Source organism: Bacteroides sp. 41_26 (assembly GCF_949740115.1).
In the GTDB taxonomy this organism is placed as follows: Bacteria; Bacteroidota; Bacteroidia; order Bacteroidales; family Bacteroidaceae; genus Bacteroides; species Bacteroides nordii.
In genome coordinates this window covers 1-14,220 of the sequence record NZ_CATJGZ010000135.1, presented here as the reverse complement: position 1 = coordinate 14,220, position 14,220 = coordinate 1, and the positions used below count along the sequence as shown (strand labels likewise).

Genomic DNA, 14,220 nt, shown 5'->3' with positions numbered 1-14,220 from the left:
GGGGCGATTCAACTGAAAAGGAAAGCAGGACTAATTCTGCGTATAGGACTTCTGCCTAGAAAACGCAATAGGTCACCTGCTTCCCTTGGTTAACTTGTTTTAACTACAAAGATAATATTTCAACCTCTATTTATTATGATGCAAATCTAAAGGATTAACGCAGATTTTCGCAAATATAAAGGGATATTCCTAAAATAAGAAAATTAAAGGCAACTAATTCATTGCGAGTTAGTTGCCTTTTTTGTATCTTTAAGCAGGGATATTCAGTAAATGTCCCTATAAAAGAGAGAATATCAGCACTTTAATCTGCGTTTTATCCGGATAATAGCACTCTGTGGAACTCTGTGTTACTCTGTGGTAAACCCGTATTCATCATTATTCATATCGCATTGAACTCGCAGGATTAATCTTTGTAATCAGATAAGAAGGACCTAACAGCATCAATACAGAGGCAAACAACGTACCCATATTAATCAACAGAAATAATCCGATATTAAAAGAGACGGGAACAGAATCTACATAATAACTTTCCGGATCGAGTTTCAAGATATGGAACTGGGATTGCAATACACAAAACAGCAATCCAATAGCATTTCCCCAAATCATTCCTTTACCAATCAGAAAGACAGAGAACCAAAGAAAAACCTTACGAATGGTGAAATTATTGGCTCCTAAAGCCTTCAGGATACCAATCATATTGGTACGTTCAATGATAATAATCAGTAAACCGGAAATCATAGTAAACCCGGCTACACCTACCATTAAAATAAGAATTACCCACACGTTGAGATCAAGTAATCCAAGCCATTCAAATATCTGAGGATTAAGCTGCTCTATATTCTGTACAAAGTAAACGCCCCCATATTTATCAGCGCGGTTATCCGTACTCTCTGCCACTTCATAAGTAATGCTTTCCAACCTGTCATAATCATTGACCTGCAACTCTGCACCACTTACCTGTTCCGATTTCCAATTGTTCAGACGATTCACTGTGTACAAATCCGTCAATAGAAACAGATTATCATACTCAGAAAAATTGGTCTGATAAATCCCTTTGATAGTCAACGGCCGAACACGAACATTATCCTGTATATAATAAGTATATATCTTATCACCCAGTTTCAACTTCAACTTATCAGAAAGTGCTTTAGATATGACAACCTGGTTGGTTGCAACCGAATCACTAAATGCAGGAATCTCCCCCTCAACCAGGTTACTACGAAAAAAAGAAGCATCAAACTCAGGTCCCACTCCTTTCAGAACCATTCCCTGAAAAGCATCATCCGTCTTAATCATTCCCGGCTTTGTAGAGTAACGTTGCACATGCTTCACATCCGGATAAGCAGAAAGCGCAGCCATCATACTATCACTCACCACAATAGGATGTGTTTCAAAGGAACGGACAGCATCAAAATTACTGATCTGAATATGCGATCCGAAACCGGTAACCTTATTACGAACCTCTCCCTTAAAACCAATGACCACTGCCACCGTAATAATCATCACCGCCAAACCAATAGCAATCCCCACCATAGCGATGAGAACAGCCGGACGTGATACCTGCTTTCCGCCATCGGTATCACGATAAAGGCGACGGGCGATGAAAAGGGATAAAGACATAGAAAAAAGTGATTAGTAAGTTAGTGATAAGTGATTAGTAAGTTAATGAGTAGTGATAAGTGATTATATTATAATCCGCATGGTACTGATCACTTATCACTAAATCCGCTTATCACTAAATCACCTTTCCCGGATATGCCTCCAAAGCCTTTTGCAACACAAAGAGGGCACGATTCAAATCTTCTTTTTTGAGCACATAGGCTATACGGACCTGATTTATTCCCGCACCGGGAGTAGTATAAAAGCCGGAAGCAGGAGCCATAAATACTGTCTGACCTTCATACTCAAAATCAGAAAGGCACCATGCACAGAATTTATCCGAGTCATCTACCGGCAACTTAGCTACCGTATAAAATGCTCCCATCGGAATGGGAGAATATACCCCCGGAATACGATTTAATCCGTCAATCAGACATTTACGGCGTTCTACATATTCGTCATACGTATCACGCAGATAATCCTCATTGGCTTCAAGTGAAGCCTCAGCAGCAATCTGGCCAATCAATGGAGGACTCAGACGAGCCTGGCAGAATTTCATAACAGCATCACGTATTTCTTTGTTCTTCGTAATCAAAGCACCGATACGAATACCACATTCCGAATAACGTTTTGACACTGAATCAATCAATACTACATTATTCTCTATTCCTTCAAGATGACAAGCAGATATATAAGGAGAACCGGTATAGATAAACTCACGATATACCTCATCCGAGAAAAGAAACAAGTCATATTTCTTCACCAAATCACGAATCTGGTTCATCTCCCGACGACTATACAAATACCCTGTCGGATTGTTCGGATTACAAATAAGAATGGCCTTCGTACGTTCATTGATCAACTCTTCAAACTTTTCTACTTTAGGCAATGAAAAGCCCTCTTCGATAGTAGTAGCAATCGTACGAATCTTTGCTCCGGCAGAAATGGCAAATGCCATATAGTTAGCATAAGCCGGTTCGGGAACAATGATTTCATCCCCCGGATTCAAGCAAGAGAGAAACGAAAAAAGTACAGCTTCCGAACCTCCGGAAGTTATGATTATATCGTCTGCAGTAAGATTGATATTAAACTTCTGATAGTATCCCACCAGCTTCTCGCGATAACTGCGATATCCGGCACTTGGACTGTATTCCAACACTTTACGATCAATATTGCGTATCGCATCAATCGCGACCTGAGGAGTGGGCAGGTCTGGCTGTCCGATATTCAGGTGAAACACATGAACCCCTCTTTGCTTGGCTGCATCAGCCAAAGGAGCCAGCTTTCTGATAGGAGATGCAGGCATCTCGTTTCCGCGAATGGAGATTGTTGGCATAAGGCAATTTACAATTTATATATTTACAATTCACTTTTTTTATTAGAAGGGGCAAATGTACACAATAAATCGGATACAGAGACATAAAAACTTTAAAAACCTTATCAAGGTTAAAAACGTTATGGTATTATGAAAAGAAAGCTATACATTTGTCATATATGAAACCTAAAACAATACCATAATGACCATAAACCTCATCACATTCGCATCATTACTACACAAACAATCTTCGATACGTAGTTCGCACGAAGCAATTCTAAGCGAATTAGAGAAATACTTCACTGTACGGTTTGTTAATTATGAAGATATTGACAAACTCAGCAATGACGATTTTAAAATAATATTCATTGCCACCGGAGGAGTAGAAAGACTGGTCATACAGCACTTCGAATCTCTTCCCCGTCCTGCTGTAATCCTTGCAGATGGCATGCAAAACTCACTTGCCGCTGCACTTGAGGTATCTTCCTGGCTTCGCAACCGGGGAATGAAAAGCGAGATTCTGCATGGTGAACTCACCTCTATTATCAAACGTGTACATATCCTATATAATAACTTTCAGGCACAGCGTTCACTTTTTGGTGTCCGTATCGGTGTGATTGGCAGTCCCTCTTCCTGGCTAGTAGCAAGCAATGTAGATTATCTGCTGGCCAAACGCCGATGGGGAGTAGAGTACATTGATATACCATTGGAGCGGGTGTATAAAATCTATGACCGTATCACCGACAATGAGGTAGGAGCCTCCTGTGCTGCTGTTGCCTCACAAGCATTGGCCTGCCGGGAAGGAACTCCGGAAGATATGCTCAAAGCGATGCGCCTCTACCGCGCTATCAAAAGGGTATGCAAAGAAGAGAAACTAAGTGCCGTCACATTGAGTTGTTTTAAGATGATAGAACAAACAGGTGCCACCGGTTGCCTGGCATTAGCAATGTTGAATGATGAAGGTATCCTTGCCGGATGTGAAGGTGATCTGCAATCTATATTTACTCTTCTCACAGCAAAAGCATTGACCGGAAAGGTTGGGTTCATGGCAAATCCTTCGATGATTAATACCCGCACCAATGAATTGATTCTGGCTCATTGTACCATAGGTTTAAAACAAACAGAAAAATATATTATTCGCAACCACTTTGAAACAGAGAGCGGAATCGGTATTCAGGGATTACTACCAACAGGAGATGTTACCATTGTGAAATGTGGCGGTGAATGTCTGGACGAATATTATCTGTCAACAGGTACACTAACGGAAAATACGAACTTCATCAATATGTGCCGTACGCAGGTACGAATAAAGATGAACACTCCTGCCGAATATTTCCTGAAAAATCCACTGGGCAATCATCACATCCTGATACAGGGCAACTATGAAGTCTTATTAAATGAATTCCTGCAGGCAAATACATGTAAAAGAACAGAATAACTGAAACCTCCCATAATAATATATGTAATGCCCCATTAGAATATACCTAATGGGGCATTACATATATTGGCATTTTATTTACAAAATACTACATTCCACCCATTCGCCTTCATGCATTTCCATTACAGTTTTAAATCCGGCCTGCTTCAATGCCTTCAAGGCTTCCGGACGTCCGGCATTGATCTTTTCGGGATAATGGGCATCACTGTTTACCATCACCCGGATACCCAATTCTTTCAACAAAGGAAAATAACGTTCATTTGGGAAAAATGTACCGTATAGATGATAAGCTTTAGAGTTAATCTCTACCATATAACCATAACGGGCAATCGTTGTGAAATAATCACGCATCAGGTTTTCATACCACAGTTCATCCAACAAACCGGGACGATAGGAAGCCGCATTATAATGCATCTTATCCGCATGCCCCAAAATATCAAAACCTCCTAACTCCATCATACGGAGTTGGCGATCATAATAGAGACAGATCACCCGGTCAAGGTCACCATGAAAGTGCTCATCCACTATCTTACGAAACACAGGAGGAGCTACATCAATATCCACAACTTCTCCCTTATCATTATATAACAAATGCACAGAACCGATGCGATAGTCAAGAGGCAACTTACGGAAACGAGCTATCGAAGGATTACTCTCCTCATTCAAATAATCAATTTCGAGACCGGAATAGAATTCGATCTTGCCTGCATACTTCTCTTTCACCCGGCGGAACTCAGCCAGATAATCTTCCATTTGATCCCATTCCATGGTCCACGCAGTAGGGAAAGGAAGCGGTGCATGAGAAGAAATACCATACGATGTAAATCCTTCAGCAATTGCAAAACGGATAAATGCATCCATATCAGCACGCCCGTCACAATACAGGCAATGACTGTGATAGTTTGTCAGATTCATGATTCTATTTCGCTTAATTCCAACCAACGCATTGTTTTCTCATCAATCAAATCATTCACTTCGGGCAGACGTTTAGACTTTTCGGTTAATTCATCTACCGAAAGCGTACCGCTACATAACTGCTCTTCAATCGCTGCTTTTTCAGCTTCCAGTCCGGCTATCTCTTTCTCCAGTTGTTCAAACTCCCGTTTTTCCTTGAAACTCATTTTACGTTTCTCATTCAGGCGAACACGGGCTGTCTTCTCTTCCTGTGGCTTTTCAGCCTCTTTCTCCCGCTGCGCTTTGGCTTCTTTCCAGTCACGATAATCACTGTAATTACCCGGGAAATCCCGAATATCCGCTTGCCCGTTAAACACCAGAAGATGATCTACCACCTTATCCATAAAATAACGGTCATGGGATACGACTATGACACATCCTTTGAAATTCTGAAGATATTCTTCAAGCACATTCAACGTGATAATATCGAGGTCATTGGTAGGTTCGTCCAATACGAGGAAGTTCGGATTACGCATCAGCACTGTACAAAGATAAAGGCGACGACGCTCTCCCCCACTCAGTTTATAAACATAACTATGCTGTGTCTCGGGCGTAAAGAGAAAATGTTGCAGAAACTGCGAAGCTGTCAGCTTCTTACCGTTACCAAGTTCTATGACTTCGGCAATGTCCTGCACAACATCAATCACTTTCATCTGTTCGTCAAACTGGAGCCCATCCTGCGAATAATATCCAAAACGAACGGTCTCACCTATATCTATCGTACCACTGTCCGGTTGTACCTGCCCCATCAGCATCTTGATAAAAGTAGATTTACCCGTCCCGTTATTACCAACAATACCCATCTTTTCATACCGGGCAAAGATATAAGAGAAATCTTCCAGTATCTTCAAATCACCGAAACTCTTGTATAAATGATCGGCCTCAAAGATCTTACTACCAATATAAGATGCTTTTACGTCCAACTTTACATTATCATTATTAAAGCGCTGTTTAGCCACTTTTTCTATTTCATAGAAAGCGTCCTGACGATATTTTGCCTTGTGCGCACGAGCCTGTGGCATTCGTCTCATCCAGTCAAGTTCCGTACGATAAAGATTATTGGCACGTTCAATTTCTACATTCGTAGCCTCAATACGTTCCTGCCGCTTCTCCAGATAATAACTGTAGTTTCCTTTATATTGATACACCTGACGATTGTCTATTTCTATAATTTCAGAGCAGACCCGATCCAGAAAATAACGGTCATGCGTTACCATCAACAAACTAAGGTTGGTACGACGCAGATACTCTTCGAGCCATTCCGTCATATCGAGATCGAGGTGATTGGTAGGCTCATCCAGAATCAGCAGATCAGGCTCAGTGATTAAAGCATTTGCCAAAGCTACCCGTTTAAGCTGTCCACCCGAAAGATGCTTCACCTGCTGATCGAAATTACGGATTTTCAATTGCGAAAGAATCTGCTTGGCTTTTTGCTCATATTCCCATGCCTTTTCATGATCCATACGAACCAACAGATCTTCCAGTCCCGGATGTCCCTCTGTCTCCATACAGCGTTCATATTCTTTGATCAGTTCTACCACACTGTTACCATGATGAAAACAGGCTTCCAGTACGGTAAGTTCTTCAGGATATTTAGGATCTTGTTCCAGGTAATCGACACGGAGGTCACGACGAAATACAATATTCCCGCTATCATATCCCTCCTTCCCGGAGATTATATTCAATAACGTAGTCTTTCCTGTTCCGTTTTTAGCTATCAAGCCAATACGTTGTCCTTCGGCAATGCCAAAAGATATATTTTCAAATAAAACTAAATCTCCGAAAGATTTAGTAAGGTTATCTATCTGTAAATAAGGATTCATTTTTTTAGCGATTAGTGATTAATGATTAGTGATAAGCAAAGATTTCTCTCTCAGCGCAGCCCACTAATCACTCATCGCTAACAGATCACTTATCACTAATTTATACGTTTCCCCTGCCTTTACCCTGCTCCACAAAAGTTTCATAGGATCAATCAGTTTTCCATCTTTATACTGCAACACCGGCACTTCCCGGTTACCATCAATCAATGTCATCCATTCCAAACCTTCTATTTCATTGGTTAGTATAGTACAAACAGTAATGCCAATAGCCAGCCAATCTTCTTTCTTTTTACCGATCACACCACTGTCAATCACCTGCTGGAGTTTAGGTAAATCTTCCTCCAATCCTTGAAAATCCTTCTTCAATTGTTTCTTTACGGTGTTTACTGTCCATTCATATCCTTCATTAATGACATAAACCTCAGACAAACGCACAGGTATTACTTCCGCCGGATATTTCTGCCCGTCTTTACGGATATCCAGCGTGGCAATCACTTCTTCCGCTTCCTTCACTTCGCCCCCTTTGGGTACGGTGAAAGAACATTCAAAGGCTACATTATCTATACCGGTTATCCACAGATGAGTAGTATAGTAAGCTCCTTCTTCCTGAAACATTTCTTTACTATATGCACATTCCAACCTGCCAACTTTCACCAGTGAAGCCGAAGGATTATCTTTTAATTCCTGTTTTACGGCCTCTCTTCCATAATTTACACTACCACGCGCAGCAGCATCCGCTTTGAAAGCCGAAATTCGGAAATTCCCTGTCCATACGTCGGGATTATAAAAAAGAAAGGAACCCTCACCATCTTCAAACTCACTCCAGGTTGAAGGATAAATCATAGTAAACCAAGCTCCCGGAGAGATAAATTTCTTACCTTGTATCATACTTATTCTGACTTTTTCTTTTGTGCAATAGATAATATTCCGACAAAAATAACACTCCAAAAGCGGATATGCAAAAAACAATAAACAATAAATGTTGTCTCATTTGTTTTTCCTTCACAGAACTCTTATCTTCGGCAACAAATACAATAAATTAAAAGTAGGAAGAATATGAAAACATTCGCAGTGCTCATTGCCCTATGGTTAGGGGGAATCGTATCGTTATCAGCTCAGGAACCGGACGTAAACGCCCGCTATATTGAAGTTACCGGAAGCTCCGAAGTAGAAATCATTCCCGATGAAATTCATTTTATGATTACTATAAAAGAATTCTGGCAGGAAGAGTTCGAAGCAAAAAGCAAACCGGAAGATTACAAGACGAAAGTCCCCATAACAGAAATTGAACGTTACCTGATGAACGCTTTAAAGCGTGCCGGCATCCCCCAAACAGATATTCAGACCCAGGAAGTAGGAGACTATTGGCGTGAACAGGGAAAAGATTTTCTGATAGCCAAGAGATTTGATATAAAACTACAGAATTTCGGGCAGATAGACCGGATTATAAAGTATGTCGATACCAGAGGAATTCAGTCGATGAACATTGGTGAACTAAAGAACAAAGACATGCAGGAGTATCGTGCAAAAGGGAAGATAGAAGCCTTAAAAGCTGCACGGCAGAAAGCCGCTTATCTGGTAGAGTCTTTGGGACAGAAACTCGGAAATGTTCTTCGGATCATAGAACCGGAAGACAGAAACTACTATCATTTCCAACCGCAGTCCGCCATGAGCAATGTTGCCTTACAAAGTAATGATAGCAATCCGGAGAATTTTAAAACAATCAAGCTGAGATATCAAATGACAGCACGTTTCGAAATACTCTCCGCCCAATAACTCAAGGCCAGCCGATAGGACCATTTCTACTTTCCTATCGGCTGGATCTTTCTTCGTACGTCTTTTGATATTTCAAGAAACATATAATTCAGCCTGCCGGAGTGAATTCCTTTTTCATTCTCCTTGTACTTCTTATTCGCATACTGCTTCGACTTCTCAAAAGTAAGCAACGACATTTGATTCTGTGACTTGCCTACCATGGTAGAATCCAGTTGTTCATCCGGGAAGAAATCATCCAAATCAACATCACCAATCATTGTAGTCTCCAGAAAATTCATCTCTTTATGAGAGTTATCTGTATAATAGCCCACAAACATATGCCCCGGCGTACGTACCAGAATAGGATCAATATTAATGGCACGAAGCAAAGAAGCAAACAATACACTCCCATCCACACAGTTTATCTGCGAAGACTCCAATGCATCATCAAACGTGCGTACCCGCTGCGAAAAAACCACATTGCTCGAAAGGCTGGTATTAGAAACCGAACTGTAACGAAAATTACGCTTCTGAAGCACATTCCAAAGAGCATATACCTGCTTGTCTACCGCGCCGGCTGTTGTATTCTGATACCCTAAAAAGCGATTTACAATACGGGTATTCAGTGCTTCGCGCAGCAGTTTATCAATCATCGGATTTTCTTCATTGACATAAGCTGCAAAAAAGATGCCGGTATCATGGAATTTTGTTCCATTAGTGACATACCCCAACAGGCACTCATTGACGCTACGTACCGAAAACGTTCGTACCCGTTGTCCCATATCTTCACCATTCATCTCTACTGTAATAGCCACACTGACCGGTTCTGCCTGCACATTATTTTTCAGTGCTTCATAATTCCAGATAATATCAGGATAGATCGTGTACTCTTTTCGTGGTTTCTCAAGAATGAATTCAGACACGGAACGTGAAAAGAAAGGAGTCTCGGCCACTTCAATGCGCACCCGGCTATAAGCCGAGCGGGATTTTACTCTTATAGCAATACACGATTTCGGATTGCCTATATAAAGAGAATCAGACGGTTCAATAACCTGTGCATCCGTCGTAGCTACGGACAAGATGGCAGAAGGGAAAATATTCCCACCCAAATCATCCATTATTTCAAAGCCGGAATGAAAAGAAGTACATTTGTATATAGACATACCGCTCACAATGATAAGCAATATGGCAATAACACCCAGCACCTCTCGTTTCCGCTGTTTCAAATCTATTTTCATCATTTTGTCTTCCGTTTGTTTAGATATAACAAAGATAGTTCTTTTTTGTTGGAAAACAGAAAGTCGTAACGCAATTGTAATACGTGTTTCACTCCGTCGTAACAAAAAGGTCTCACCTTTGCAACGAAATAAAATAAAGATTATATTTGTAATATGAATAATATGCCTGTTGGTTGCATTATCTTCTTTTAATTGGCATATTATCATATTGGCACATTAAATAATTATTAAATTATGAACGATTACCGCATTTTAGTTGTCGACGACGAAGAAGATCTCTGTGAGATTCTGAAATTCAATCTTGAAAATGAAGGATACGAAGTAGACACGGCCAATTCTGCCGAAGAAGCTCTGAAAATGGACATCAGCAGTTATAACCTGCTACTATTGGATGTGATGATGGGAGAAATCTCAGGATTCAAGATGGCTAATATGCTGAAAAAAGATAAGAAAACAGCCCACGTGCCTATTATCTTTATCACAGCCAAAGATACGGAGAACGATACGGTTACCGGATTTAATCTCGGAGCAGACGATTATATCTCCAAGCCTTTTTCTTTGCGTGAAGTGATAGCCCGCGTCAAAGCTGTATTACGCCGCACTGCTACTGTAGAAACAGAAAAAGCACCGGAACAGATCACTTACCAAACCCTAACTATCGACATCACCAAAAAGAAAGTAAGTATAGATGATGAAGAAGTAGCATTAACAAAAAAAGAATTTGAAATTCTCTTTCTGTTATTACAAAACAAAGGTCGCGTATTCTCCCGCGAGGATATCTTAGCCCGGATATGGAGTGATGAGGTATATGTACTCGATCGTACTATTGATGTCAATATCACCCGACTGCGTAAAAAAATAGGTATCTATGGCAAGCGGATTGTAACCCGCTTAGGATATGGGTACTGCTTTGAAACAGAATAAAATAATAATGTGTCAATATAATAATGTGCCAATATGCTAATGTGCCAATGTGCCAATGGGCTGCGCTGTCATGCTACCAATATGCCAATATGCTAATGGGCCAATGGGCTGCGCTGTCATGCTGCATAGCAATTGGCATATTGGCACATTGGCCTATTAGCACATTATTTAATAATTATTTATCATGAATCTACCTGTCAATCAAAAACATTTTCTCTCTTTCAGCCGAAAGCTCTTTCTTTCGGTCATCTCTTTGTTTCTGGTCTTTGCAGCCTGCTTTATAGCCTACCAGTATCAACGTGAAAAAGAGTATAAGGTAGAACTCCTGCATTCACAATTACAGGACTATAATGCCCGTTTGCATGAGAAGATCCCTACTTCTTCCTCTATGCAGAAGGAGTTGAATGACTATATCAGTAGTCATGCTTTGAAAGACCTTCGTGTGACGGTTATTAATTTGGATGGAAATGTACTTTATGACAGCTATGAAAAAAACAACTCCCGGTTTGAAAACCATATTAATCGTCCGGAAGTGGCAAAATCTCTAACGGCAGGCAATGGCTTTGATGTACGGCGCACCTCCGAAACTACAGGTACACCTTATTTTTATTCCGCCACTCTCTACAAAGATTATATTATACGATCTGCCTTACCTTATAATGTCAGTCTGATAAACAACCTGAAAGCGGATTCACATTATATATGGTTTACTGCTATTGTAACTTTATTGCTGGTTATTATCTTCTATAAATTCACCAATAAGTTAGGAACCTCTATCAGCCAACTGAGAGAATTTGCTATGCGGGCAGACCGGAATGAACCTATTGAAATGGCTATGCAATCGGCCTTCCCCCATAACGAATTGGGAGAAATATCCCAACACATCATTCAGATATACAAACGTCTGCACGAGACCAAAGAGGCTCTTTACATTGAGCGTGAGAAGCTAATCACTCACCTTCAGATTTCCCATGAAGGATTAGGGGTATTTAATAAAGACAAGAAAGAGATATTAGTAAATAACCTGTTTACACAATACAGCAACCTTATTTCGGACTCTAATCTTGAGACGGCTGAGGAGGTATTTACTATCAGTGAGCTGAAAGAGATCACAGACTTCATCAATAAAGCTCCCAAACGCCCATCCGGTAAGGAAGAGAAACGAATGTCCATCACCATTAACAAAAACGGTAAAAACTTTATCGTAGAATGTATCATCTTCCAGGATATGAGTTTTGAAATAAGTATTAATGATGTCACTTTGGAAGAGGAACAGGTACGTTTGAAACGTCAACTGACTCAGAACATTGCTCATGAGTTAAAGACACCTGTCAGTAGTATTCAGGGATATCTGGAAACAATTGTCAGCAATGACAATATCCCGCGTGACAAGATGAACGTGTTCTTAGAAAGATGTTATGCACAAAGTAACCGCCTCAGCCGACTGCTACGTGACATCTCAGTACTGACCCGCATGGATGAAGCAGCCAATATGATAGATATGGAAAAGGTAAATATCAGTATATTGGTGACCAATATCGTCAATGAAGTATCGTTGGAATTAGAAGAGAAACACATTACAGTAGTCAACTCTTTGAAAAAAGACATTCAAGTACGCGGCAATTACTCCCTACTCTACTCTATTTTCCGTAATCTAATGGATAATGCCATTGCTTATGCAGGGAGTGACATTCATATCCATATCAACTGTTTCCGTGAAGACGAGAACTTCTACTATTTCAGTTTTGCAGATACCGGTATAGGTGTCTCTCCCGAGCACTTGAACCGTTTGTTCGAACGCTTCTACCGGGTTGACAAAGGACGCTCACGCAAATTAGGCGGAACAGGGTTAGGACTTGCTATTGTGAAGAATGCAGTGATTATTCACGGAGGAAGTATTTCAGCGAAAAACAACCAAGGCGGAGGACTGGAATTTGTGTTTACATTGGCAAAAGAGAAATAAGAAAAAATTGCGTGGCTCTTAACACATGTACTTTTGAATCGATCCTTCTCCCCAAAAAGTATCCTCCAACAACAAAAGGATTAGCTATATGCATACTATAGATTATCACATTTACAATTATTGTAAATATAATAATTATAATTTAGATAAAGAGAGGTAATTGGAAGAATTATATTATATCAAGAAATGTAAACGGAAATATTTCCTCATAAACAAGATGTACGTTCCACTTAGGATAAGTATGCTCCCTAACAAATACCAATAGCTATATTCCTGAAAATAGAAATATCCTGCTATTACCAATGCCTGTACTATCATATAAACAGAAGAAACTACCACATGAGGTACCTTCAGTTCATTTGCCATAATCTGATACAGATGTTTCCGATGCGGCAAACCAATATTCTCATGAAGCATCAGACGATGAATAATGGTAAGTACACTATCTACCCCATACACAACTAACAGTACAATCCAACTGAAATCCTCCGTCTTGATTATCAGCTTACCGATAAGAAACAAAATGATAAATGCTATACTCACCGAACCTACATCACCGGCAAAACACTTCGCACACTTTCGGAAATTAAAGAAATTGAAGACCAGTACGGAACAAAGAACAGTAACAATCAATTCTTGTTCCACAAAAGAAACAATCTCTCTGTTTATATAGGCAAGAGCTACTAAAATAATCAGAGAGTATCCGCCTGTGATACCATTAATACCATCCATAAAGTTATAAGCATTAATGATACCGGTACATATTATTAACGCGACAAGGATTGTCCACCAAGGAAGAGCAAACAATCCCCATTGATAGAACATCAAAGCCATAGCGGAGAAATGAAACACCAATCGCAATACCTGAGAAGTAGAACGGATATCATCTACAAAACTAATAAAAGTGATCAGTGTCAGGGCAAGCATGAACCAGGGATATTCGAAATGGTTCGTGAAGAAATAGGCTAATACACCAAAATAGAAGATGATCCCCCCACCCCGTAAAGTGATCCGGGTATGTGAACTGCGTTCATTGGGTTTGTCGATGATATTACATTTATCAGCAATACGGAAATAAAAAAGTTCTGCCAGGAAAAGCAGAACTAAGACTATTAAATAATACATTATTCGTTTTTATTAATCAGATAAAACCACAGTTGGAGGCCACTAAAGATTAAAATAACAAGAGCAAGCAAACCTCCTATAACTCC

Annotated in this window: 11 protein-coding genes; 4 read left to right on the top strand and 7 right to left on the bottom strand. The window is 40.2% G+C overall.

The window, feature by feature from the left end; all coding sequences use genetic code 11:
* Nucleotides 1-375: 375 nt before the first annotated feature.
* Nucleotides 376-1,620, bottom strand: coding sequence for an ABC transporter permease (locus tag QX565_RS20050; RefSeq protein WP_221649450.1), 1,245 nt, complete (start codon nt 1,618-1,620; stop codon nt 376-378).
* Nucleotides 1,621-1,735: 115 nt separating this feature from the next.
* The gene (locus tag QX565_RS20045; RefSeq protein ID WP_002561446.1) at nt 1,736-2,935 is read right to left on the bottom strand and encodes a pyridoxal phosphate-dependent aminotransferase; all 1,200 of its coding nucleotides are present in this window, start codon (nt 2,933-2,935) and stop codon (nt 1,736-1,738) included.
* 181 nt (nt 2,936-3,116) lie between these two features.
* On the opposite strand from QX565_RS20045, the gene QX565_RS20040 reads away from it, so the two are divergent.
* Complete coding sequence (locus QX565_RS20040; RefSeq protein ID WP_221649451.1) at nt 3,117-4,352, top strand: fucose isomerase; 1,236 nt, start codon at nt 3,117-3,119, stop codon at nt 4,350-4,352.
* Nucleotides 4,353-4,430: 78 nt separating this feature from the next.
* Here QX565_RS20040 and QX565_RS20035 read toward each other — a convergent pair whose 3' ends face one another.
* From QX565_RS20035 to QX565_RS20025, 3 genes are all read right to left on the bottom strand, one after another.
* Complete coding sequence (locus QX565_RS20035; RefSeq protein ID WP_289294132.1) at nt 4,431-5,267, bottom strand: histidinol-phosphatase; 837 nt, start codon at nt 5,265-5,267, stop codon at nt 4,431-4,433.
* Nucleotides 5,264-7,129, bottom strand: a complete 1,866-nt coding sequence (locus QX565_RS20030; RefSeq protein WP_289294131.1) for an ABC-F family ATP-binding cassette domain-containing protein — start codon at nt 7,127-7,129, stop codon at nt 5,264-5,266. The genes QX565_RS20035 and QX565_RS20030 overlap by 4 nt, the downstream gene beginning before the upstream one ends.
* A gap of 63 nt (nt 7,130-7,192) precedes the next feature.
* Entirely contained in the window at nt 7,193-8,017 is an 825-nt protein-coding gene (locus QX565_RS20025; RefSeq protein WP_289294130.1) for a DUF3805 domain-containing protein, read from the bottom strand.
* Between the two features lie 168 nt (nt 8,018-8,185).
* On the opposite strand from QX565_RS20025, the gene QX565_RS20020 reads away from it, so the two are divergent.
* Nucleotides 8,186-8,905, top strand: coding sequence for an SIMPL domain-containing protein (locus tag QX565_RS20020; protein WP_289294128.1), 720 nt, complete (start codon nt 8,186-8,188; stop codon nt 8,903-8,905).
* Between the two features lie 26 nt (nt 8,906-8,931).
* Here the strand turns inward: QX565_RS20020 and QX565_RS20015 are convergent, their stop codons facing one another.
* Nucleotides 8,932-10,125, bottom strand: a complete 1,194-nt coding sequence (locus tag QX565_RS20015) for a hypothetical protein (protein WP_025867641.1) — start codon at nt 10,123-10,125, stop codon at nt 8,932-8,934.
* Nucleotides 10,126-10,356: 231 nt separating this feature from the next.
* Here QX565_RS20015 and phoB point away from each other — a divergent pair, with 231 nt between their 5' ends.
* Together phoB and phoR are read left to right on the top strand one after the other, a co-directional pair.
* Complete coding sequence (phoB, locus tag QX565_RS20010; RefSeq protein ID WP_002561439.1) at nt 10,357-11,046, top strand: two-component system response regulator PhoB; 690 nt, start codon at nt 10,357-10,359, stop codon at nt 11,044-11,046.
* A 184-nt stretch (nt 11,047-11,230) separates the two neighbouring features.
* Nucleotides 11,231-13,009 (top strand): two-component system sensor histidine kinase PhoR, encoded by a 1,779-nt coding sequence (phoR, locus tag QX565_RS20005; RefSeq protein WP_221649457.1) that lies wholly within the window; start codon nt 11,231-11,233, stop codon nt 13,007-13,009.
* A 174-nt stretch (nt 13,010-13,183) separates the two neighbouring features.
* Here phoR and QX565_RS20000 read toward each other — a convergent pair whose 3' ends face one another.
* A complete protein-coding gene (locus QX565_RS20000) occupies nt 13,184-14,134 on the bottom strand; it encodes an MraY family glycosyltransferase (protein ID WP_289294123.1) in 951 nt (316 codons plus the stop codon).
* Between the last annotated feature and the right edge of the window lie 86 nt (nt 14,135-14,220).